General features: G+C 39.3%; 24 protein-coding genes. 13 read left to right on the top strand and 11 right to left on the bottom strand.

Annotated features, from left to right (window positions below):
* Window positions 1-85: 85 nt before the first annotated feature.
* From CWB62_RS03390 to CWB62_RS03360, 7 genes are all read left to right on the top strand, one after another.
* On the top strand, window positions 86-1,027 hold the full coding sequence (locus tag CWB62_RS03390; protein ID WP_138529946.1) for a LysR family transcriptional regulator: 942 nt from the start codon (window positions 86-88) through the stop codon (window positions 1,025-1,027).
* Window position 1,028: 1 nt separating this feature from the next.
* Window positions 1,029-1,706, top strand: a complete 678-nt coding sequence (locus tag CWB62_RS03385; RefSeq protein WP_138529948.1) for a Crp/Fnr family transcriptional regulator — start codon at window positions 1,029-1,031, stop codon at window positions 1,704-1,706.
* 269 nt (window positions 1,707-1,975) lie between these two features.
* Entirely contained in the window at window positions 1,976-2,377 is a 402-nt protein-coding gene (locus CWB62_RS03380; protein ID WP_138529950.1) for a hypothetical protein, read from the top strand.
* 88 nt (window positions 2,378-2,465) lie between these two features.
* Window positions 2,466-2,969 carry an Mpo1 family 2-hydroxy fatty acid dioxygenase gene (locus CWB62_RS03375; protein ID WP_138529952.1) on the top strand — a complete coding sequence of 168 codons (504 nt, stop codon included), beginning with the start codon at window positions 2,466-2,468 and terminating at the stop codon, window positions 2,967-2,969.
* Between the two features lie 18 nt (window positions 2,970-2,987).
* Window positions 2,988-3,779 carry an SDR family oxidoreductase gene (locus tag CWB62_RS03370; protein WP_138529954.1) on the top strand — a complete coding sequence of 264 codons (792 nt, stop codon included), beginning with the start codon at window positions 2,988-2,990 and terminating at the stop codon, window positions 3,777-3,779.
* 101 nt (window positions 3,780-3,880) lie between these two features.
* Window positions 3,881-4,471, top strand: coding sequence for a DUF2238 domain-containing protein (locus tag CWB62_RS03365; protein WP_138529956.1), 591 nt, complete (start codon window positions 3,881-3,883; stop codon window positions 4,469-4,471).
* 22 nt (window positions 4,472-4,493) lie between these two features.
* Window positions 4,494-4,949: a GNAT family N-acetyltransferase gene (locus CWB62_RS03360; RefSeq protein ID WP_138529958.1), complete on the top strand. Its 456-nt coding sequence runs from the start codon at window positions 4,494-4,496 to the stop codon at window positions 4,947-4,949.
* Window positions 4,950-4,979: 30 nt separating this feature from the next.
* On the opposite strand, the gene CWB62_RS03355 is transcribed toward CWB62_RS03360, so the two are convergent.
* The 6 genes from CWB62_RS03355 to CWB62_RS03330 all read right to left on the bottom strand — a co-directional run bounded on the left by CWB62_RS03355 (window position 4,980) and on the right by CWB62_RS03330 (window position 9,599).
* Window positions 4,980-5,375, bottom strand: a complete 396-nt coding sequence (locus CWB62_RS03355; RefSeq protein WP_138529960.1) for a hypothetical protein — start codon at window positions 5,373-5,375, stop codon at window positions 4,980-4,982.
* Between the two features lie 747 nt (window positions 5,376-6,122).
* Window positions 6,123-6,506, bottom strand: coding sequence for a DUF6678 family protein (locus CWB62_RS03350; RefSeq protein ID WP_138529962.1), 384 nt, complete (start codon window positions 6,504-6,506; stop codon window positions 6,123-6,125).
* A gap of 130 nt (window positions 6,507-6,636) precedes the next feature.
* Window positions 6,637-6,990, bottom strand: coding sequence for a DUF4844 domain-containing protein (locus CWB62_RS03345; RefSeq protein WP_249310782.1), 354 nt, complete (start codon window positions 6,988-6,990; stop codon window positions 6,637-6,639).
* A gap of 327 nt (window positions 6,991-7,317) precedes the next feature.
* Window positions 7,318-7,665, bottom strand: coding sequence for a hypothetical protein (locus tag CWB62_RS03340; RefSeq protein WP_138529966.1), 348 nt, complete (start codon window positions 7,663-7,665; stop codon window positions 7,318-7,320).
* A gap of 447 nt (window positions 7,666-8,112) precedes the next feature.
* The gene (locus CWB62_RS03335) at window positions 8,113-8,292 is read right to left on the bottom strand and encodes a DUF6435 family protein (RefSeq protein ID WP_138529968.1); all 180 of its coding nucleotides are present in this window, start codon (window positions 8,290-8,292) and stop codon (window positions 8,113-8,115) included.
* Window positions 8,293-8,435: 143 nt separating this feature from the next.
* Complete coding sequence (locus CWB62_RS03330) at window positions 8,436-9,599, bottom strand: PQQ-dependent sugar dehydrogenase (protein ID WP_138529970.1); 1,164 nt, start codon at window positions 9,597-9,599, stop codon at window positions 8,436-8,438.
* 403 nt (window positions 9,600-10,002) lie between these two features.
* On the opposite strand from CWB62_RS03330, the gene CWB62_RS03325 reads away from it, so the two are divergent.
* The 3 genes from CWB62_RS03325 to CWB62_RS03315 all read left to right on the top strand — a co-directional run bounded on the left by CWB62_RS03325 (window position 10,003) and on the right by CWB62_RS03315 (window position 13,304).
* Complete coding sequence (locus CWB62_RS03325; RefSeq protein ID WP_138529972.1) at window positions 10,003-11,046, top strand: ferredoxin reductase; 1,044 nt, start codon at window positions 10,003-10,005, stop codon at window positions 11,044-11,046.
* Window positions 11,043-12,095, top strand: a complete 1,053-nt coding sequence (locus tag CWB62_RS03320) for a fatty acid desaturase family protein (RefSeq protein ID WP_138529974.1) — start codon at window positions 11,043-11,045, stop codon at window positions 12,093-12,095. Before CWB62_RS03325 ends, CWB62_RS03320 begins: the two co-directional genes overlap by 4 nt.
* 162 nt (window positions 12,096-12,257) lie before the next feature.
* Window positions 12,258-13,304, top strand: coding sequence for a branched-chain amino acid aminotransferase (locus CWB62_RS03315; RefSeq protein WP_138529976.1), 1,047 nt, complete (start codon window positions 12,258-12,260; stop codon window positions 13,302-13,304).
* Between the two features lie 84 nt (window positions 13,305-13,388).
* Here the strand turns inward: CWB62_RS03315 and CWB62_RS03310 are convergent, their stop codons facing one another.
* Window positions 13,389-13,703, bottom strand: coding sequence for an Mpo1-like protein (locus tag CWB62_RS03310; RefSeq protein ID WP_138529978.1), 315 nt, complete (start codon window positions 13,701-13,703; stop codon window positions 13,389-13,391).
* 156 nt (window positions 13,704-13,859) lie between these two features.
* Here CWB62_RS03310 and CWB62_RS03305 point away from each other — a divergent pair, with 156 nt between their 5' ends.
* Window positions 13,860-16,019, top strand: a complete 2,160-nt coding sequence (locus CWB62_RS03305; RefSeq protein ID WP_138529980.1) for a prolyl oligopeptidase family serine peptidase — start codon at window positions 13,860-13,862, stop codon at window positions 16,017-16,019.
* Between the two features lie 90 nt (window positions 16,020-16,109).
* Here the strand turns inward: CWB62_RS03305 and CWB62_RS03300 are convergent, their stop codons facing one another.
* Window positions 16,110-17,402, bottom strand: a complete 1,293-nt coding sequence (locus CWB62_RS03300; RefSeq protein WP_138529982.1) for an anti-phage deoxyguanosine triphosphatase — start codon at window positions 17,400-17,402, stop codon at window positions 16,110-16,112.
* Between the two features lie 169 nt (window positions 17,403-17,571).
* Here CWB62_RS03300 and CWB62_RS03295 point away from each other — a divergent pair, with 169 nt between their 5' ends.
* Window positions 17,572-18,381, top strand: a complete 810-nt coding sequence (locus CWB62_RS03295) for a glucosaminidase domain-containing protein (RefSeq protein ID WP_058404376.1) — start codon at window positions 17,572-17,574, stop codon at window positions 18,379-18,381.
* Complete coding sequence (locus CWB62_RS03290) at window positions 18,374-19,042, top strand: DUF2987 domain-containing protein (protein ID WP_058404377.1); 669 nt, start codon at window positions 18,374-18,376, stop codon at window positions 19,040-19,042. The genes CWB62_RS03295 and CWB62_RS03290 overlap by 8 nt, the downstream gene beginning before the upstream one ends.
* Before the next feature lie 48 nt (window positions 19,043-19,090).
* On the opposite strand, the gene CWB62_RS03285 is transcribed toward CWB62_RS03290, so the two are convergent.
* The 3 genes from CWB62_RS03285 to CWB62_RS03275 are packed head-to-tail and all read right to left on the bottom strand — an operon-like array spanning window position 19,091 to window position 22,858.
* Window positions 19,091-20,095, bottom strand: a complete 1,005-nt coding sequence (locus CWB62_RS03285) for a LacI family DNA-binding transcriptional regulator (RefSeq protein ID WP_058404378.1) — start codon at window positions 20,093-20,095, stop codon at window positions 19,091-19,093.
* A gap of 43 nt (window positions 20,096-20,138) precedes the next feature.
* Window positions 20,139-21,476 (bottom strand): glycoside-pentoside-hexuronide (GPH):cation symporter, encoded by a 1,338-nt coding sequence (locus CWB62_RS03280; RefSeq protein ID WP_058404379.1) that lies wholly within the window; start codon window positions 21,474-21,476, stop codon window positions 20,139-20,141.
* Window positions 21,477-21,529: 53 nt separating this feature from the next.
* Window positions 21,530-22,858, bottom strand: a complete 1,329-nt coding sequence (locus CWB62_RS03275) for a GH1 family beta-glucosidase (RefSeq protein WP_058404380.1) — start codon at window positions 22,856-22,858, stop codon at window positions 21,530-21,532.
* Window positions 22,859-23,038: the final 180 nt, after the last annotated feature.

Genomic DNA, 23,038 nt, shown 5'->3' with positions numbered 1-23,038 from the left:
TAGCGCTATTGTATTTAAAACTTTGTATAGTAAATAATAAAATAAATACTAGTTAGGTATAGGTAATTATCTATAGGTGGGCGTTATGGATTTACGACATATTTCATTTAGGTTGCTCGAAGTATTTATGAGCGTAGTAAAAACAGGTTCAATTAGTGAAACCGCGAGGCGCTTGCACTTAACCCAGCCCACTGTTTCGCTGCAAATAAAACGCTTGCAAGAGACCATAGGCGAGCCATTAATACATATGCAGCAACAAAAACTGCATGTAACAGAGGCTGGGTTAGCGCTTTTTAAAACTTGCCAGCAAGTATTTGGGCATTTTGAAGACTACCAAGACTTTTTAACAGAGCTCAATGGCGGAGAGCGCGGCAGGTGTAAAATAGCCATGGTCAATACCGCGCAGTACATTTTGCCCAAATTGTTGGGGCCTTATAGTAATTTGCACCCGCATGTAGAGCTTCCTCTTGAGATAGGCAACCGTGCAGAAGTGCTTGATCGATTTGAGCGAGGTGAAGACGATATTTATGTTTTCAGCCATCCTCCATCGCTTGAACATGCGCAAGCTGCACGTTTTTTACATAATCCGCTTGAGTTTATTGTGCCGGTTAATCATCCTCTTGCCAGTGTAAAGTCAGTAAAGCTTGGGGATTTAATGCAATACCGATTTTTATTACGCGAAAATGGCTCGGCAACACGCATGTTATTTGAAAGCGAGCTACAAAGTCGTGGTTTAGTACTCAGCGATTCGGTACAAATGGCCAGTAATGAAGCAATTAGAGTTGCGGTATCGTCGGGCATGGGAATCGCTGTTTTATCTCGCCACGTGCTTGCAAAAGACGATGCAAACTTTAAGGTATTAACAGTTACCGACACTCATTTGGCAAGCCATTGGTATTTTGTTATGCGAACCGAAAGGCATATATCGCATGCGGCGCGAAACTTTTTAAAATTTGCACAGCAGCATTTAGAGCAATATCTTGGCTCACAATGGGTGAGAAACGAGTTAGATAAATTACGGATTTAAAATGAGCGCAATAACACAAAAACAAATCGACATTATTGAAAAGGGACCATGGTTTGCTAGCCGGTGTGAGCACTTAAAACAGTTTTTGTTAGCTAATGGCAAATGCATAAGCCTTAATGCGCATGAGTCATTATTTTTACGTGGTGACCCACACGACGGAATATACGTTGTTTTAAGCGGCATTATGCGAATAAGTGGCGTAAATAGTAATGGAAAAGAGGCCGTATTGAGTTTCATTGATGCGTCACTATGGTTTGGTGAAGTAACATTATTTGATAAAGGCTTAAGAACCCATGACGTTTATGCGCAAACTAATGCAGAGCTATATTTCGTTCCACAACGCTCACTGGAGCAGTTATTAGGTAAACACCCTGAGTATTGGCAAGAGTTTGGTTTACTATTGGCACAAAAATTACGCCTTATGTTTTCTTCAATGGAAGATCATGCATTGCACAGTGCAGAGCAAAAGGTATGTAACAGATTATTAATGCTGGGTGAGCAAACCAATTTTTCCGTTCCGCTGGCATTATCTCAGCAACAGTTAGCTGATATGACCTACCTAACACGGCAAACTATTAATCAAATACTACAAAAACTGGTAAAACTAAATGCCATTAGTTTGGGGTATCAGTGCATTACTGTGTTGGATATACGTAAACTACAGGCGCTTGCTAGTTAAATTGAGCGGCGAACAATAAGCCTATAACAAACCGTTTTTTTAGCGCTGACTGCGTTGAATTAAAAATTACTAGCCAGATAAAAAACACACCCTAAATGGTTTAACTAGAGTGTTGGTTGCCTAGCTTTACCTTACCCAAATATCAAATAGGTCGCTGAAAATTCAACCATAAAAGAACAACAGACCCTAGCTTTAAATTAGTTTACTTGCACTCTTTGTTGGAACCAAAATTGCTACAAGTAATACTTTGCGGCAATGGATTTAAGCTAATGATGATAACTCCCTTTATAAATCAACATAGTAGCTATGTGAGTGACACTAATACGGCATTAAAAAGTAACCGTGCGGCAATTGATCTCCCTATTCAACAGACCACCAAAGAAGAGAAATCGTTAAATGGGCCAAAGGTTACTAATAACTTTTTACAAAATGCCCAAGAGGCATTGGTATACCAGCGTTTAGGTATCGATAAAGACAAAATAACCGAGATAAAAGCATTAATAGAAGCGTTATCTGAGCAGTTACAAAAGCAAGGCGCTGACAGTGATTCAATTAATAAAAAAATGGATGAACTACAAAAAATGCTTGAACAAGAGTATCAAAAAGGGCGCGAAAGAATGGATTGTCAACCAGAGTGGGAAAAGGGACGTATTATTTCAGCGTTGGTTTAGTTTTGTAAGTGTCGGGTAGGTGACATTGTTGCTACACTTTTATTTGTTATGTTCAGTTTTTAGTTAAAACTTTATAGAGGAATACACAATGCAAACACTTCAACAACAACTGGGCAAATATGGTTTATACCACCGCTCTAAACGCAATGTTTTAACTCACTTTTTTGGTATTCCGCTTATTGTATTTGCGGTGCTGTGCTTATTAGCGCGTATTCAGTTACCCCTTGGCAGCTTACTTATTGATGGTGCACAGCTTTTTGTTTTTGCAAGCGTGGTGTATTACTTAATGTTAAGTGTGTCGCTTGGCTTAATAATGGGCGTTTTGTTTACTTTATTACTTTTAGCGGCGCAGCCAATCGCGGCTATGGCTTTTTGGCCTTGGTTAAGCATTGGCGTGGGGGTATTTGTTTTTGGTTGGGTGCTGCAGTTTATTGGGCATTATTATGAAGGTAAAAAGCCTGCGTTTGTTGATGATTTAATAGGTTTAATTATTGGCCCATTGTACGTAACCGTTGAATTATTATTTTTAATGGGATTTTACAAACAGCTTGAAAACGAAGTGAATACGATAGCTGGGCCAACAAAAGCGTAATAAAGTAAAGAGGTGCAAATGGATTTTAATAATAAAACAGTGTGGATCACCGGCGCATCGTCAGGTATTGGCAAAGAGCTTGCCGTTCAATTTGCAAAGTTAGGCGCACGCATTATTTTATCTGCCCGCAATGTTGAAAAGCTCACTGAGGTAAAAGCAACGCTTGAAGGTGATGGACATTTAATTATACCGCTTGATTTAGCAAACCCAGAGCAAGTGCTTAGCTCGGTGAATTCACAAATTGATGACATACCCGCTATAGATATTTTAATAAATAATGGCGGGGTATCTCAGCGGAGTTTATTTTTAGAAAACGACTTTAATGTATACCGCCAGCTTATGGAGGTTAATTATTTTGGTTTAATAGCACTGACAAAAGCAATATTACCCTCAATGGTTGCCAGAAAAAGCGGTTCAATTGTGGCTATTAGTAGTGTGGCAGGAAAAGTTGGCTCAAAGTTTAGAACGGGTTATTCAGGCTCAAAATATGCAGTTGTAGGATTTATGGATTGCCTGCGGGCGGAAGTGGCTGAACACAATATTCATTGCTTAACTATTTGCCCCGGTTCGATAAAAACAGCGATTGCGCATAACTCGTTAAACGAGCAGGGCGTCGCACAAAATAAACCTGAAGAATCAATTGAAAACGGCATGGCAGTATCTGATGCTGCTGCAAAAATGATAAAAGCAATTGCCAACAAAAAAGACGAAGTTATTGTAGGGCAAGGGTTAAGTGGTTGGGCACCAACAATAAAACGGTTTTTCCCTACTTTATTTAATCGGTTAACGGCTAAAACTAACTACAGATAAAAGTACTGTTTACTATTAATTGAGCCAATAACAGGTGGTAGTTTTGTTAATATTGAAAAGGTAGACTGTATTAAAATTAAATAAATAAGGAAAGGATACTCGTGAAATTTGCATGGCTTAGCCTTTTTTTTGGTGCATTAATTTGGTCTGGCATTAACCCTAAAGATCAATTTACTTGGCTGCTTGAAGTTATCCCCGCAGTGATTGGATTAGCACTTATAGCAAGCACGTATAAACATTTTAAATTAACCCCTTTATTGTACTTTTTTATTTTAGTGCATTGTATTGTGCTGATGGTGGGTGGCCACTATACCTACGCAGAAGTACCTTTATTTGACAATTTATTAGGTAGCGAGCGAAATAACTATGACAAAGTAGGGCACTTTTTTCAGGGGTTTGTGCCTGCTTTGCTAGCGCGCGAAATACTGCTACGAAAGCAGGTTGTGAATGGCCGAGGTTGGTTAACTTTATTTGTTATATCTGTCAGTTTGGCGTTTAGTGCGTTTTACGAATTAATAGAATGGTGGGTGGCAGTACTGACCGGTGAAAACGCTGAGGCTTTTTTAGGGACGCAAGGGTATGTGTGGGATACACAGTCTGATATGGCATTAGCGTTATTTGGCGCTATTTGTTCGTTACTGTTGCTTTCAAAACTACACGATACACAGTTAAAGTATGTAAAAAACTATTAAACACTGTACTGGATAGTTCAAAATGACTCAACAACCTCACAACTACTCAATTAGTACAGACAAGTCTAAGCTGAACTTTAACGTTATTTATAACTTTATTGCTAATAGTTACTGGGCAAAAGGCATACCTAAAAGTGTGATGCAAAAAGCGATTGATAACTCAATGTGCTTTGGCGTTTACAGCGCTCATAACGAGCAAGTTGGTTTTGCACGGGTAGTTACCGACAACGCTACTTTTGCCTACTTGGCAGATGTATTTATTATCCCGCACCTACAAGGGCGTGGCCTGAGCAAGTTACTCATTAAAACAATAGTAGAACACCCTGAGCTTCAAGGCCTCAGGCGCTTTTTATTAGCCACATCGGATGCGCATGGCTTTTATGCGCAATATGGGTTTAAACCAATTGATAACCCCGCACTGCTAATGCAAATTAATCCTGTAAATGTGTATGATGAAAATAATAGTGAGGCCAATTAAACGGGAAGAGCAATGTTTATTTTAACCTCCTTATAGGCCCCAAACTCTTAAGGCTGCTGTATGAATTTCATTTAAAAGTAATACCCCTGCAATACTACCAAATAACACCCACTTTTTAGATTTTTCAACTTCCTTGGAGCGTCTGTAAGTAACGTAGCCAATAAAGGTTACTAGTACACTAACGGCTATTAATGATAATTGATTCTCTTGGTTAAACTTAAAATTCCCCTCAATCATATGATGAGAGAAAAATGAAATAACCCAAAGCGTAAACAAAACAGTAAGACCAATTACATAATTAATAATCTTAAATGTATTAATTGAAGTACCACAAACAGGACAAACATAATTTTGTTGCCTAGCGTTGGGAGTTTTAATCCTTGCGGTAGTTATTGAATTACATTTTTTACAAACTAACAGAGACATAAACTCGATTCTATTTAGGGCTTATAATAAGACTGTAGAATAACTCCAACAGCCAAACTCAATTAAAAAAGGGTTCCTGTAATTAACTCTAAGCGTTTTTAAAGCATTAGGCAATGCTATTTGGAACCTATAAAACAGGCTAATTTTCTTAAAAATGAGTAATTCTGAAGCCTTAATTTTTAAAATAAGGGGCGAAGGCATGAGGAGCATAATGGGCATGTTTGCGTCCCAGTGAACGAAGTGTGTGACTTGATTTTTTGTTCGGCGACACTTATTCATCTAGCCTCTGGCTTGGAAGTATAGCTATGAATAGTTGATCTATTTCTCTCAATAGGTCATTTATTTCTGCACCAGACTTTGAATTATGCTCTAGTCTATGTAACTTATGTAAAAGATCGATAAACTTCTCGAATAAGGCTTCGTCTACGAAATATTTCGAAGATACAATAATTTCTTGATTGCCTAAATATTTAGAAATATAGAAAGTTTCATACTCGAACTGAAATTTTCTGTATAAAAAATCGATATTGATTGCTACATCATTTCTTTTAACAAAAAAAACATTCTTCTCATTCCCTTATAGCTTGGAATGAGAAGTAAGCAGCAACGGCTGCAGAGCAACCAGATAGTGCTGAAAAAAATGTGTCCATAATTTGCGATGTCCTTGTTGTCGCCTAACCCCCTAAGCATCTGAAAACGAGAACGTTTTGGAGCAGTCAGTGAGTGGTTTTTCGATGACTTGGCTTGTTAGGTATACTCTTCCCCAAAACCCTCGTAACACTTTGGAAAGTAACCCCAAATCCTGATTATTGACTTAGTTTTTTCGAACTCAAAACCAATTTCATTCACAAGAGCTAATACATTTTCAGTTAGTTCTATATCAATCCACTCAACGCAAAGCAGTGGAAATGGTAAGTGATAATACCATTCGCTATCCCAACCTGATACGTAACCATTTACAACCTTTGTTCGGTAGCAAGGGGGATTGGGTAGAACTCGTATTTCTGAGATGAGTTCATTCCATTTTGTATTGTTGGCAGCACCAACCAGTTGCTTTTCAGCAATAATCCTTTTAGCTTCTTTCACGTCCTTTTCATCGGACACTGCATCAGCCATTGGCAGAAGACTCATGTGTATACCTAACTTTTATATAAGGGGCGCAGAAGTGTGGGGCACAATGGCGAAGCCGCCCCAAATATTTGCGTCCCAGCGAACCAAGTGAGTGACTTAAATTTTTTGTTATGTGCCACCCGATACATCCTTACAAGGAGTAGCTCAATAAGCCATCTGAGCTTTCTATATGTAGGATATCCATAATTATCTCTAAATGGTCCCCAAAGTGTTCTTTCGCCTCAGTGTCTTGCATTTCCATGATTTTTAATTCTGGCAAAAACGTTTCCATGACCCAAAATTTTGATGGGTTCTGCAGAAGACCATTAATAAGAGTGTCTAAAATTGATTCTAGTGTTTTAGTTAATAGCTGTTTTTCGTTTGGAACACTTCCTGGCAGTTCAGCAAAAAAATCACTACCCTTAAAGCTTTTTAACTCCGACAATGTGGATCGAGTTATGACTAAGGTCTGATCCTGAACTTCTAATAAAGGACTGTATTCCATATTATCCTCTTGGCACATAATACCCCAATAAGCGGTGCGCTTGCAGTGCAAATAAATCCGCAATAGCTTCTCGCATTCGCTTGATTGGTTTGTTATACATCGTTTTTACCTTTACGTGATTCATACATAACTATCAGTAGCCCAGTAATAAGGGATAGAGGAATTGTGATTGCCATTGCGTATAAAAAATTACCCATAGTAATGTTGCCTAATCCACTATCTCCCCAAACTTTAATTAACCCAATAAACATAATTGCGAACTGAATGAATACAGAGTTACTAATCACGGCGTCCCAGCCCGCGGATCGGGCGAACTTAATTTTTTTGTTAGGTGCGACCAAAGCGTAGCTCCTGAATTATGTTGGCTAATTCGTCCAAGCCTTTCTGATTAAGTATATATTGACCACTTGCGCTTTTGGTTAAGTACTCATCGTAAGCCCATAAAACCTCAACTTTTTCACGAATCATATCCAAAAAATTATCTTTAATTGGAACACTTAAAAAGTCATCCCAAAGATTCTCATCTGGCTCATTACTCCGCATTCTATCAAGGATACTCTGTACTTCGACTCGTGACAGTTCGATGCGGTTTTCGAAAAGCTTAGAAATAAAAGCAAACGGCGTTGCCAGCAATAAAAATGGTACTAAAAAAAACGAAGATTTTTGGTTTTTCACCGTAGCACCTAACAACTTTATCAAAGGACACTTTCCTCTATGAGCAATGTATGTCCTCTTATTTATTTTTAATATTAATAACAAATCCTGTAACACATTGCGAGTATTAAACTTTAAGTCGGATATAGTTGACCATAGCACTTTTAACAACAGGCAAAAAAGAGGAAATTGTCCTCACTTTCTGACTTAGGAGGAAAAACGCCATCGCTTTAGCAATTGCAGTAATTAAAGATTTAAAATAAAAACCAAAAGCTTTTTTAAACCATTTTACCACCTCTAAAAAATGGCAACGATAATATAAGTATCCGCTTTAAATACAATTGTTTGTGTAAGGCTATTATAAGGGTAGGTTTTTTGCGGGTCGGAGCTGTAAAACAAAGAGGTAATTAATTATTTACTAAACGCGTCTACCTGCTTGTGAAACGGGCAAACACGTTTAATACGAATTTATTTGGTTTTTTTTGCTTCAAGCGCTTCTATTTCACTCCAGATTTTTTCGGCTTCTTCGCTTAACATGGCGTAGCTTTTAATGTCGCCTTTACGCTGAGCTTGCATGCCTTGCTCTAATTTGGCGTCGTACTCTTTACGTAATTTTTTTGTTGGGTCTGATTTGAATATCGAAAACATGGGACTCGCTTAATTTTATAAAAGTGATTGCATTACCATACGCTACAAAGCGACAAAAAGTTCTTTTAGCAGTAAGGCGTTTACCTTATTAAATTAAAACAAGGTAAACGAATTATTTGCTATGCTGCGGTTACTAAACGGTTTTATAGCTCAGGCTCTAGGCGTTTAATACCTTGGCCATCTAGGCCTAAATAAATGTAACCATCAGCACCTTGGGCTAAACTTCTTACGCGGCCAATGCCTTCTAATATTTTTTCTTGGTTTTTTAACGTGTTTTTTTCAAGAGTAAGTGCACTTAAAAACGAAAACTTCATCGACGATAAAAGCACTTTACCTTTTAATTTAGGGTACTTGTCGCTGGTGACAAATAGCATGTCTGATGGCGCAATAGATGGTGTCCATTGTGATGTTGGCGATTGCATGCCTTCCTTTGTTTGCAGGTCTGTAAATGACGTGCCGCTGTAATTTACGCCATAGCTAACTACTGGCCATCCGTAGTTTAATCCTGGTTTTATTAAATTAAGTTCGTCACCGCCTCGGGGGCCATGTTCGTGAGCCCAAAGTACATTATTTTTTGTATCAAACCACATGCCTTGCGGGTTTCGATGCCCGTAAGACCATACGGCATGCTTAGCATCGGCTTGTTTAACAAAGGGGTTATCTGTTGGAATACGGCCATCTTGATGAAGGCGATAAATTTTACCTCCATCGCGAGTAAGATCTTGCGGGTTGATGTCGCGAGAACCACGATCTCCTATTGAAAAATAAACATAGCCTTGTTTATCAAACACAATACGACTGCCGTAGTGTTGGCCTTTTGTACTATTATGCTCACCTTTGTATAAAACGTGTAGCTCTAGTAGTTGAGTGTGATCATCGCTCAATTTTGCGCGCATTAACGCCGTGTTACTACCACTGCCTTTGCCCTCAGTACTTGAGTAAGTAAGGTAAAGCCATTGGTTGTTTTTATCATCGGTATGCAGTGCTAAATCAAGTAAGCCGCCTTGGCCGTTAGCGTCTATATCGGGCAATCCCTTTACTTGAGTAAGCGTTGAGGTGTTTTTACGTAATAAAAATAGTTTTCCACTTCGCTCGGTAATTAATAAATCACCGTTTGGTAATGCCTCTATTGCCCAAGGAATAGTCACACCCTCAGCAACGCTTATTGTTTTTACATTTAGTGGCAAACTCGACAGCGCTTTAAAATCTACTGCACTGACTGGCATAGCAGAAAGCGAAAATAAAGCAGCCGTTAGCGCGGCGCTTTTAACAGAATATGTATATTTTTTTGATTTTATGTTGACCATGATATTTCCAAAATTAATCAAATTAGGGTTACGTTAGCACGAGCAGTAAAAATTTGCTAAGTGTTGCGACAAGTGAAAAATACCATTACTTTTAGCTAGTTACCTATGTTAGCCGCGAACTTTAAAAATGAGTAAGCTCAATTAGTAAAGTCTATTTTTACTTTTAAAGTAAGTTTACAAATACGTTTATTAATTTTGTTTAGTTTGTTTTTCATTCGATTTTTTAACTAAATTGTGGAATAAATACGCTAATAGGGTTGAAAATTCAAATTTTCAGCGTACACTTGTGCGCTGAAGTTTGAGCTTACACTTGTACGCTCAAATAATTAAGGTTCTGATTTGTGCTAACACCCCAGTTTGCACAAACCATTGAGCAATAGACCAATATAGAGATTTTATTAGAATGTTGACGCAGGCATTAAATCAATTTTCAACGTGGTTTTTACACCATCAAACGTTTGCAGGCTATATAGAGCCAATAATGCAAGTGTTCAAACCTGCTTGGCGTGCAGGGCAATTTAGAGCACAACTGATTAGTTCAGAATCATTGAATGGTGAATTTTTGAGTTTGCAGCTCAAACCAAGTAGACAATGGCCTGCGCATACCGCAGGGCAACACATCAGCTTAACCATTGAAATGAATGGACGATTATTAACGCGCGTTTTTACAGTTGCTTCAGGTGTTAAATATTTCAACGAAACGGGATTTATACGTTTGTTAATTAAAACAAGCGAACAAGGACGATTTACCGGGCTATTAAACAACAAAGCTAAAGCGGGTACATGGTGCAATATATCGGCTGCATCGGGTGAGTTTGTATTTAAAAATACACATACTCCCGCCACATTTATAGCTGGTGGGTCTGGTATAACGCCGATGCTAGCAATGCTTGACGATTACTTAGCGCAAACAACCAAAGCAGTAAATTTGGTGTATTACGCAAAATCAGGCGAGCACCAATGTGTTGATGAGTTGCGAGAATTGGCCACACAATTTAGTCATTTTTCATTTTTATTGTTAACACGTGAGCAGTCGAGCGACATTACCAGCAATATTAAACAGTGGGACAATCCCGATATATATTGCTGTGGGCCACTAGGGTTTATGCAAACAGTACAAGAGTTTGCTAAAAAACATGACCTTAATTACTACCAAGAAGCGTTTGGCTTAACGTTACCCCAAGTAAACAATGAAGATCAGTTTACTGTAAAAGTGAACAGCCAAGCTCACATTGTTGAAGGCAATGATGTACTTCTTAGCCAGTTTGAAGCTAAAAAATTACCGGTAAAACGTGGCTGCGGAATTGGTATTTGCCATCAGTGCCAATGTATTAAAAAATCGGGAATTGTACGTAATTTAAAAACAGGTGAAATGTCAGACAACGGCGAGCAATTAATTCAGCTTTGTATAAGCCAACCTGTGAGTAACTTGGAGTTACAATTATGAAAAATATAAACTTTGACCAGCTTGCAAGCGATTTAGATACCATAAAAATGAATACGCTTGCCAAAGTAGGGCAAAAAGATGCTGACTACATTCGCTCTGTCGTTCGAAAGCAAAGGCTATGTGAGTGGAGCGGGCGAATATTATTAATGCTTGGATTTATTCAGCCTTTACTATGGGTTGCAGGTGTTTTGTTACTGGCCTTGGCTAAAATTCTCGATAATATGGAAATTGGCCATAATGTTATGCATGGGCAATACGACTGGATGAACGACAAACAGCTTAATTCTGAGCAATATGAATGGGATATAGCCTGCGATGGCCAAAGTTGGCATCGGGTTCACAATTTTGAGCACCATACATACACTAACATTATTGGCAAAGACCGTGATTTTGGTTATGGACTGCTGCGCTTAAGTGATGATTTCAAATGGCGCTTTAAAAATGTGTGGCAGTTTTTTACTTATATAAATTTAAGTGTGATGTTTCAGTGGGGCGTGTCGTACCATGAACTAGCAGCAGAGCGCGTTTTCATGGGGAAAAAGAAAGAAAACCGTGAAGGGCAAGTGTCGCATACCACATTAAAACAGCGCTTTTTTAGCAAAGGCGCTAGGCAGTTAATTAAAGATTATGCGATATTTCCGTTATTAGCAGGGCCTTTATTTTTGTGGGTGATAGCGGGTAATTTATTAGCAAATTTACTGCGTAATTTATGGACTTCGACAATTATATTTTGCGGCCACTTTACTGAAGACACCGAAACGTTTAAAGAGCAAGACTGTATAAATGAAACACAAGGCCAGTGGTATTATCGTCAAGTATTGGGCTCGTCTAATATTAAAGGGGCGAATTGGTTTCATATTTTAACAGGGCATTTGAGTTGCCAGATTGAGCACCATTTATTTCCAGATATGCCGTCGTCACGTTATCAAGAAGTGGCACCTCAGGTACAAGCGGTTATGCAAAAACACGGCATTGATTACCATACTGGCGGATTTTTTAAACAATATGGCTCGGTGTTAAAGCGAATTATTAGATACTCGTTTAAATAGCGATAGGGCTGCGTAAAGCGCTTTAAAAATTGAAAACATAAACCGGCATTTGTTAGCGCACATGCCGGTTTTTTGCTGTTATGATTAATTAACATACAGTGAGTGTTGTTTTTTCTTATTGTTAATTAAAAATCCGTTACTTTAGCTATGGTTAAATGATGCATGATTGTCATACAATGGAGAAAAATAGACCACACAAGAGAGATTAAAATGGCCGCATTTGGTACTGTGTTTATGCCGCAGATGATTCAAGCTCGTTTTTCAGATAATCAATGGAGCGAAACCTCAGTTGTTCCATGCGATAAGCTTGAGTTTCATGCTGGTGCACACGTTCTTCATTATTCAAGCACCTGTTTTGAGGGCTTAAAAGCATTTCGTCATGACGATGGGTCTGTTTATATTTTTAGAATGGATGCAAACATAGCCCGTATGCAGCAAAGTTCTGCACTTTTAAGCTTACCAAGTTTTGATGGCGATATGCTTAAAACGATGATTATTGATATTGTTCGCCAATATGCTGATGAAACTCCATTACCGCCTGGCTCTATGTATATTCGTCCAACACACATAGGCACAGAAGCGGCAATTGGTAAGGCAGCAGCACCTTCAATGAGCTCATTGTTATACACTTTACTTTCGCCCGTTGGTGATTATTTTGCCGGTGGTGCAACGGCACTACGTGTTTTACTTGAAGAAGATGGTATGCGCTGTGCACCTCATATGGGCATGGTTAAAAGTGGCGGTAACTACGCCAGTGCGCTTGGTCCAATTAGCGCAGCTCGCAAGCAGTATCAAGCAGACCAAATATTATTTTGCCCAGGTGGGGACGTACAAGAAACCGGTGCTGCCAACTTTATTTTGATTGATGGCAACGAAATTATAACCAAAGCGCTCGACTCCACCTTTTTACACGGCGTAACGCGTAATAGCATTTTAACGATTGCTAAAGATTTAGGCATGACGGTTAGCGAACGTAATTTTACAGTCACTGAGCTTTTAGAGCGTGCTGCAAAGCCAGGTACAGAGGCTGCGCTTTCTGGTACTGCCGCGGTATTAACGGCTGTGGGTACTTTTATTCATAACGATAAAGAATACAAAGTGGGCACAGGGGAGCCTGGGCCAACAACCGCGCGTCTGCGCCAAGCATTGAACGACATTCAATGGGGTAAAGCAGAAGATACACATGGTTGGTTAACTAAAGTGGTTTAGCGTTTAATACTCTATTAAGCGAATTGATATAAAGTAACCAAAAAGCCACCTAATTAAGGTGGCTTTTTGGTGCGAGTAACTTTATTAAAATTTTATTTTTCCAGTGAGTATATCTTTAAACATAACCCAGTCTCCCCATAAGCTATAAAAAGGGTGCTTAAACGTGGCTGGGCGGTTTTTTTCAAAAAAGAAATGCCCCACCCATGCAAAGCCATAGCCAATTACGGGTAATAGCCACAATAACGCATATGTTTGGCTTAATAATGCGCTAATAATGACCATAAGTACCAATAGGCTGCCTACAAAATGCAAACGCCGGCAGGTTACGTTGCGATGCTCCTTTAAATAATAAGGGTAAAAAGCTTTAAAACTGTTGAAACTAGGCTCATTTTTTTCCATAAATCACGCTTTATTTTTATTGTATGTTTTTACCATTAAAGCGTAAGTTTACACTTGTTTACAGCGATAAATGGCACTTAACGCATCTTAATAGACATAAGCTTAAAAAACTCATAAGTTATTACTACTACTTAATAAATAATAAGAACACACATTATGTTACTTAAACGTACCCTTGCCTGTGCTGTATTGTTAGCACTGAGTGGCTGTTCAGAGCCCACCAATACGTCGGATCAAAAAGAAGTAAAATTATCTATGAATAAAGCTAACTCAGTGGTGTATCCCGAGACCAAAACAGGGGATGTAGTTGATACCTATTTTGGAGAAAATATTGCCGATCCTTACCGTTGGTTAGAAGATGATATGAGTGAAGAAACAGCTGATTGGGTCAACGCTCAAAATACAGCTACTTTTTCATACTTAGAACAAATTCCTTACAGAAATAAGCTCAAGGAACGCCTTGAAAAACTGATGAATTACGAAAAGATAGGTGCGCCATTTGAAGAGGGCGGCTACACCTACTTTTACAAAAACGACGGCTTGCAAAATCAGTTTGTTTTATACCGTAGCAAAGGTGATGATGCCCCTGAGGTATTTTTAGATCCTAATAAGTTTAGTGACGATGGCACAACGTCTATGTCGGGTTTGTCGTTTTCTGAAGATGGCAGTTTATTAGCGTATCAAGTATCTGAAGGTGGTAGTGATTGGCGTAAAATTATCGTTATTAATACAACGACTAAAGAGCAAGTAGAGCAAGCTTTAGTTGATGTGAAATTTAGTGGTATTGATTGGCTAGGTAATGAAGGATTTTACTACTCTAGCTACGACAAGCCAAAAGGCAGTGAGCTGTCGGCTAAAACAGATCAACATAAAGTGTATTACCATGCTTTAGGTACATCGCAGAATGACGATCGCGTTGTATTTGGCGACAGCGAGGCGCAAAAGCATCGTTACGTTGGCGCCGATGTGACATATGATGGCAAGTACTTGCTAATTTCGGCCAGTGTTTCAACGTCTGGAAACAAGCTGTTTATAAAAGACTTAAGTAAAGAAAACAGTGATTTTATTACTGTTGTAGGTAACGCAGATTCAGATACATCTGTGATTGATAACGACGGCGATACGCTCTACTTAGTTACAAATTTAAACGCACCCAATAAAAAAGTGGTTACGGTAAACGCAAATGACCCGGCGCCTGAAAATTGGGTCGATTTTATTCCAGAGACCGATAACGTACTTAACCTAAGCAAAGGGGGGAATACCTTTTTTGCTAATTACATGGTGGATGCAATTTCGCAGGTTAAGCAATACAACAAGCAAGGTGATTTAATCCGTGAAATTAGTTTACCAGGCGTAGGGACTGCACGTGGTTTTCGCGGTAAAAAAGATCAAACAACGCTTTATTACTCGTTTACTAACTATAAAACCCCAGGGACTACTTTTTCGTTTGATGTAAGCACTGGCGAGTCAAAGGTCTATCGTGAATCGGCAATCGATTTCAATAGTAACGATTACACCTCTGAGCAAGTTTTTTACACATCAAAAGATGGTACTAAAGTGCCGATGATCATCACTTACAAAACGGGTATAAAATTAGACGGTTCAAACCCGACTATTTTATACGGTTACGGTGGTTTTAATGTAAGTTTAACGCCAAGTTTTAGCCCCGTTAACGCGCTTTGGCTGGAGCAAGGTGGAGTGTATGCCGTTGCAAATATTCGCGGTGGTGGTGAATATGGAAAAGATTGGCACAATGCCGGTACAAAAATGCAAAAGCAAAATGTGTTTGATGACTTTATTGCAGCAGCAGAGTACTTACAAGATAAAAAGTACACGTCTAAAAAACGTTTAGCACTGCGCGGTGGTTCAAACGGTGGTTTATTAGTCGGTGCGGTTATGACGCAGCGCCCTGACTTATTTCAAGTTGCATTACCGGCCGTAGGCGTACTTGATATGCTTCGTTACCATACATTTACAGCGGGCGCTGGTTGGGCATACGATTACGGTACTAGTGAGCAAAGTAAAGAAATGTTTGAATATATTAAAGCTTACTCGCCACTTCACAATGTTAAAGCAGGCGTTGAATATCCAGCCACTATGGTAACAACCGGTGATCATGATGATCGTGTGGTGCCATCACACTCATTTAAATTTGCCGCTGAATTACAAGCAAAGCAGGCCGGTGACAACCCTACGCTGATCCGCATTGAAACTAATGCAGGCCATGGTGCAGGTACACCAACCAGTAAGGTTATAGATTTATACGCAGATATGTTTGGTTTTACGTTATATAACATGGGCGTTAAAGAGTTATAAAACGCGTATACGTTTAAAAAATAAATAAGCCGAGTAAATTTACTCGGCTTATTTGTTTATGTTGGGCACCTCAAAAGCCCTCATGCTTGACTACTGCACTGGCAAAAATAATCGCTGATAGGTTTTATATGCGTATTCATCACTCATGCCACTTAAGTAGTCACAAATAATGCGCATACCTTGGTTGTGCTTTTGCGCTGCAATATACTGTGCTTGCGTGGTTTCGGGTAATAAACGAAGCGGATCGCTTGCAAACGCGGTAAACAATTCAATGAGTAAGTTTTGCCCTTTAAACTCAATTTGTTGCATTTCAGGGTCGCGAATTAAGCGTTGAAATACAAAGTGCTTGAGTATTTGTAGCACGTTTTCATACTCTGGGTGGAGCTTGGCTGTGTATTTTAAAATAGGGCATTCAAATGCCTCGTGTTGTATGTCTAAGTGAATATGAATGATGAAGGTGTTCACCAGCTCACCTATGGCGTCTTTTCGTTCAAAATCATTTTTTGAAAAAAGTCGAGATGTTAACGTTTCAAGTAAGCTATTTAGCCAGTCAAAATTAAGCGCTTGCAAGTGAGGTAATGCATGTGTTTGCCAGTCATCTAATGTTAAAACATGAGTTGCAATGGCGTCTTCTAAATCGTGCACGGCGTAAGCTATATCGTCGGCATGTTCCATTATGGCGCTGTCGAGTGATTTATATAGCGTTTTGGCACGGTGTTTATCTATTGTTGCGTGGGTGTTTAATAGTGTTTTGTCGTTTTGGCTTAATGGTTCAACAATCCAGTTAAATATGTGTGCGTCGTCTTGGTATAACCCTTTTGCTGGGCGCCAATCATCGGCTTTAATAAACGCACGTGTGTTATGAGTATCAGGTATGGTGTGCCACAACTCGTTTATAAACGCTGGGTATTTAATAAACCCCAGTAATGTGCGGCGTGTAAGGTTCATACCATACCCATTACTGTATGGCTCTAGCTTGGCAACAATGCGTAAGGTTTGTGCATTTCCCTCAAAGCCACCATGGTTTCGCATCATATAATTGAGGGCAATTTCACCCCCATGGCCAAAGGGTGGGTGGCCAATATCGTGAGCTAGGCAAAGTGTTTCGAGTAAACCGGTTGATGGGAAATGGCTAAAATCACTGTGCTGTGCTTTTAAATGCCTTAAAATACCGGTGCCAATTTGTGACACCTCTAACGAATGGGTAAGGCGGGTACGATAAAAATCGTTTAGGCCAATCCCCATAATTTGTGTTTTAGCTTGTAAGCGCCTAAACGCAGCGGCATGAATGATTCTTGAGCGGTCAACCTGCCAAGGTGAACGGTTGTCGTTAGGTCTGTGTTTATATTGCTCTATTATTCTACTTTGCCAAACTTTGTCCATACTGCTAAACCACTATTTAACCTGTTTAGTGCTTAGTATACCCATGCACTTATAAATTGCGAATGAACATATTTTTGTAATTCGCGTTTATATAGTGGCTTAGGTATAATGAAGGTTCGTATGTGTGTGTAGTTACCATACATAAATAGTTGTTTGAATGAGACAATACATGCTTAAGATTATCTTTCAGTTTTTGTTAGCCATCCTTTTTATATGGGCGCTTGCGTACCCGTTTGTACAAAGTGATGAAACCGATAGCGTAGATCAAACCACCAGTGAACAAGCTAAAAAAGTGAAGAAAAAAGAAAAGCCGTTACACAATGTCACGTTGCCTAAATTTTCTGAATTTACCGATGTAAAAGAGAAAAAACGCGCATTTTTTGATTTTATTCGCCCTCATGTTGAGGCTGAAAATAAAAAAATATTACAACAACGTGCCAAGCTAGAAATAGCCCGTATGATGCTTGAAAACAACCTATCGCTTGAAGAGAAACAAAACAAAGATATTGTAAAAATCCTTAAACAATATGGCTTACCTGAAACGGTTAACACACTTGTGCTAACTCAGGCTTTGCGACGTGTTGATATTATTCCTAAAGAAATGGCATTAATGCAAGCTGCAAATGAGTCAGCTTGGGGGACCTCTCGGTTTGCGCGAATTGGTCTGAATTTTTTTGGTCAGTGGTGTTACTCAAAAGGTTGCGGCATGGTGCCAAAGCGTCGTAACACTGGCGCAGCACACGAAGTCGCTGCATTTCAATCGGTGCGTGCTGCAGTAAGCTCTTATTTCAGAAATATAAATACCCACGGCGCTTACAAAGAGTTACGAGGCATACGTGAAAACCTGCGTCGTGAAAAAAAACCAGTATTAGCAACCAAGTTAACCCATGGTTTAATGTCTTACTCTGAGCGAGGTGAGGCATATATAGAAGAATTAAATACGATGATCAGACAAAACAGAGCTTACTTTGATGAATAAATACATGACAGGTTGTTTTTACGCGAGTTTACTTTTTTTGTTGGGCTTAAGTGCATTTAGCGCCAATGCCAGAGAGTTTGTAATGTCGTACGATGGTTTTTATGACCGTTTAAAAGTAGTTAATAAAGGGGATTTTCAATATGCTCGCGTTAACTTTTATATAAGCGATATTGCAACTAACGAGGCATGTGCAATAAAAAACGGAACCATTTTAACAGAAAATAACGAGTACCCACTTAACTTTACGGACAGTGCGCAGCTGTTGCTACCTTTTGATAAACAACTTGATTCAGATAAAGCCGTTATTGTTATAGAGCCACAAAACCTTGAACATGATTGTCAGTTAAAGCTACAAATAGAAGCTAACGAGTTTGACGATTTAGCCTTTTCAAAACATGCGTTATATACCATTAATGATGAGTTGGATGAATTGCTAACTGATTTGTCTGGTTTTTTTGTTAGTAAATTAATGTGGTTTTTATTACCTGAACAAAAGGGCGTGGCTGTTACCTTTAAAAATCCAATAAACATTAAAGATGAAAACGTGACGTGTAAGGAATCGATTTGTTACTTTGATGTTGACGATAATTGGGAAGAGGATGAGCAGTCATTCGGTGATATTAGTAATGTACTAAAAGTAACCCCATGGATTGCAAAGTAACAGTAAACGTTGCAATGAAATATTAAAAAAGCGGCATTAGCCGCTTTTTTAAATTTTAAGAGGAGCAGAGGAGTCGCGCTGCATTAGCGTAGGCTCAAAAAAACGGTTTATTTCGATATTTTTGGTTTGGTATACATCTTTTAGAACAAGCTTTGCGGCCATTTCACCCATTTTAGCAACCGGGTTATCAATTGTTGTTAGTGTAGGGTAGAGGTAGTTTGCAAATATTACATTATCAAAACCAACAATTGATAAATCGTTAGGCAAATGGTAGCCGTGTTCACGGGCATACTTCATCGCACCCGACGCCATTTCGTCGTTGGCACATACTAAGGCGGTAAAACTTAGGTTTTTATTCATCAGATGCTCAAGCGCTGAGCTTCCACCGGTTTCGTTAAAGTCACCTTCAAAAAAGAGCGATGGGTCAAAAGTGATATTGGCTTCTTCAAGGGCTTGTTTATGACCTGCCAAACGATTTGCAGCATCGGCTTTAAACTGAGGGCCTGCAATATAAGCAATTTCGGTATGGCCTTGTTCTAGTACTGATTTAGTTGCTAAATATCCGCCTAGCTTGTTATCTAGGCTAATGCAGTTGTTTTTGAGTTCTTGCACGTAGCGGCTCATTAAATAAACCGGTGTTGTGCCTTTACTGAGCGATATTAAGTAGTCATCAGTCACTGCTTCAACATGCAAAATTATGGCGTCGCAGCGTCTGCTAATTAAAAAGTCGATGCCTTCTTTTTCTTTGTCTTCTTCACTGTGGCCGGTTGTGATAATAACGTGTTTACCGGCAGCTCTTAGCTCAGACTCAATCCCCGCCATCATTTGAGCGAAGAAAGGACCGTGTAATTCAGATACTAAAATACCCACACTATTAGTGCAATTTGATGCCAAGGATTGGGCTATTGAGTTAGGTTTGTAACCCAATGTTTGCATTGCATCGAGTACTTTTTTAGTTGTTTTATCGCTTACTTTTGTATTTTTGTTCATTACCCGAGAAACGGTAGCTAACGATACACCTGCAAGCTCTGATACTTGATAAATTGTTGCCATGTTACTTATTGACTCGCTTTCACCCTTAACTTATTCAGCTAAATCATACCTTAGTGTTGTTAACTGTAGTTAGCTTTGATTGAATATTTTCGACAACCTGATTGGTTAACGTGTATTTTTTCATTGTATAAGCTACAAAGAGTGAGCCAAGGGCTGGTAGCACAGTAAACGACAGTAAAATTCCTTGCTGAGTACTTATTGTTTGCGTGACATCAGCCTGATAACTGTAAAACGATAGTAACCAACCAGCAATAGCCCCACCAACAGCTACACCCATCTTAATAAAAAATATAACACCCGAGTAGACGAGGCCTGTAATTCGTAAACCCGTTACCTTGTGGCCATAATCAATGGTGTCAGCCATTTTTGCCCAAAGGAGTGGGGTTGCCATGTCTAAAAAGAACTTCCATAAAATAAAAGCAGCAAACGCCAAAACGAGTTGATCGCTACTAATAAAGTAGCTAAATCCACAAATAGTTGCAGCGATAAGTTGTAAACTTATGTAGGCCTTTATTTTGCAAAAACGCGCCGCTAATGGCTGTGCAACAGCGCAACCTACCATGCTGGCAACCACGCCTAGGGTCATGAATAGGGTAATTAAATCTTCTCTGCCTAGGTAATATTTTACGTAATAAACCGCCAAAGTTAGCCTAAGCACTTGACCGGTTAGTAAGAAAAATGCCGCAATGCACAAGGTACGCCATTGATCGTTTTTTATGAGCGCTTGAATGCTTTTAGCAAAAGGAATGTTTTGTTCCTTGGGTTGCTGAATACGTTCTTTGGTACCTAAAAAGCAAAGTAAAAATAGCACAAGGCCTAAAACACTCATGGCGGTCATGGTTAACTGATAACCTTTAGCGCTATCGCCCTGGCCAAAGTATTCAACCATTGGCATGGTGCACCCAGCAACAATTACCCCACCGAGCATACCAAATACAAAACGGTACGATTGAATAGTGACACGCTCTTTTGAGTCTGCGGTTAACACCCCGCCTAGTGCACAATACGGGATGTTGATAGCCGTGTAAGCGACCATCAGAAGTGTGTAGGTACTGAAGGCGTATATTATTTTGTCAGTGCCTTCTAAGTCTGGTGTAGTAAACGCTAAGATACTAATAATGGCAAAAGGTAACGCAAGCCATAATAGGTAAGGGCGAAAATGCCCCCAGCGAGTATGTGTTTTGTCAGCTAGGTTGCCCATTAAGGGATCGGTTACCGCGTCAAAAATGCGAACAGCTAAAAACATAGTGCCTACAACAGCGGGGGATAAGCCCACCACGTCAGTGTAGTAAAGCATTAGGAACATCATAACCGTTTGGAAAATAATGTTGCTAGCGGTGTCGCCTAATCCGTAGGCTATTTTTTCTTTTACACTAACCATGGTTGCTTTATCTCGCTTTATGTTTTTTTAATTGCGTTAATAAATACGTTTTATTATCTATTTGAGATTAATGCTTTGTAGGCTAGGCCACTATTTTTTATAGTACGTTGCTGTGTGCTGTAATCTACGTAAACAATGCCAAATCTTTTTAAGTAGCCTTCCGCCCATTCAAAATTATCCATTAGACTCCAGGCAAAATAGCCGTCAATTCTTACACCTTGCTCTGTTGCATTGTGAACAGCGTTTAAGTGACTGTTGTAGTAGTCTAATCGATCTACATCATTGATTTCACCATTATTATAACTGTCGGGCATCGCTGCGCCATTTTCAGTAATAAAAATAGGTGGCAGGGCATAGGTATTATTAAGTGTGACTAATAACTCGGTGAACGACTCAGGATAAATCTCCCAGCCCATATCGGTTAGCGGCCCAGTGGGTTTTATTGGCTCGTAAATTTCAGTTGGATGGGCTTTATAGAATTGGCGGGTATAAAAGTTAATACCCAAGTAATCAATAGATTGAGAAATAATTGCCATGTCACCATCGTGAATATCTGGCAGATGTTCACAAGGGAGTTGTTCAATAATAGCAGGGTATGCACCATCCATAATGGGCTTCATGTACCACTGGTTAAGGTAATCATCTGCAAACGCTGTTGCTGCAATGTCATCAGCGTTTTCAGAGATGCTGTAACAGGGTGTAAAATTAAGGACAATACCGTTTAAAGTCGTCGGTGAATTTTGTTTTAACACGGTCATGGCAAGGCCATGAGCTAATAATAAATGGTGCGCGGCTTTGCGTCCGTATTGCTTACCCACTTTACCGGGAGCATGAATGCCAATTTCGTACCCTAAAAAAGCACTGCAAAAGGGTTCGTTTAAGGTAGCGTATGAATGCACCCGGTCACCAAATGCAAAGGTAATTAAATCAACATAGTGAGCAAACGCATAAGCGGTTTCACGATTTAACCATCCGCCTTCGTCTTCAAGGTGTTGAGGTAAATCCCAGTGGTATAAAGTGACAAACGCTTTGATATTGCGCTTTTTTAGTTCATCTAATATGTCAGTGTAAAATTTTACGCCTTCAGGGTTAAGCTCACCATTTTTTGTGATAACGCGAGGCCAAGAGATAGAAAGCCTGTAAGCATCGACTCCTAATGATTGGATTAAATCAATGTCTTGTTTCCAATTATTGTAATGATCACATGCAACATGCCCATTAGAGTTATCAGCTATTTTACCTGGAGTATCGCAAAAGGTATCCCATATACATGGCAGCCGGTGTGTTGACCCGCCTTCTATCTGGAAAGACGCTGTTGCTACACCGTAAATAAACTCTTTTGTTAATAGAGGTGAACAAGTTGGTAAAGATATTTTAGTCATTAGTTACAAACCTTTTAAAACCTTAATTGCACTTTTCGCGCCGATATTTACTGCCCCGTAGCTGACTCTGGACTTGATAAAAAAATAAAAATTGTTGAATTATGTTACATGTTCGTATTTAATTAGCTGTGAAAGCGCTTACATTTTTAAGATTAATGTTAATTAACCTTCAGGTCAACT

The organism is Pseudoalteromonas sp. S408 (assembly GCF_005886645.1).
Taxonomy (GTDB): Bacteria; Pseudomonadota; Gammaproteobacteria; order Enterobacterales; family Alteromonadaceae; genus Pseudoalteromonas.
Note: the sequence above shows the minus strand (reverse complement) of the source record. Positions and strands in the feature narration are given on the sequence as shown.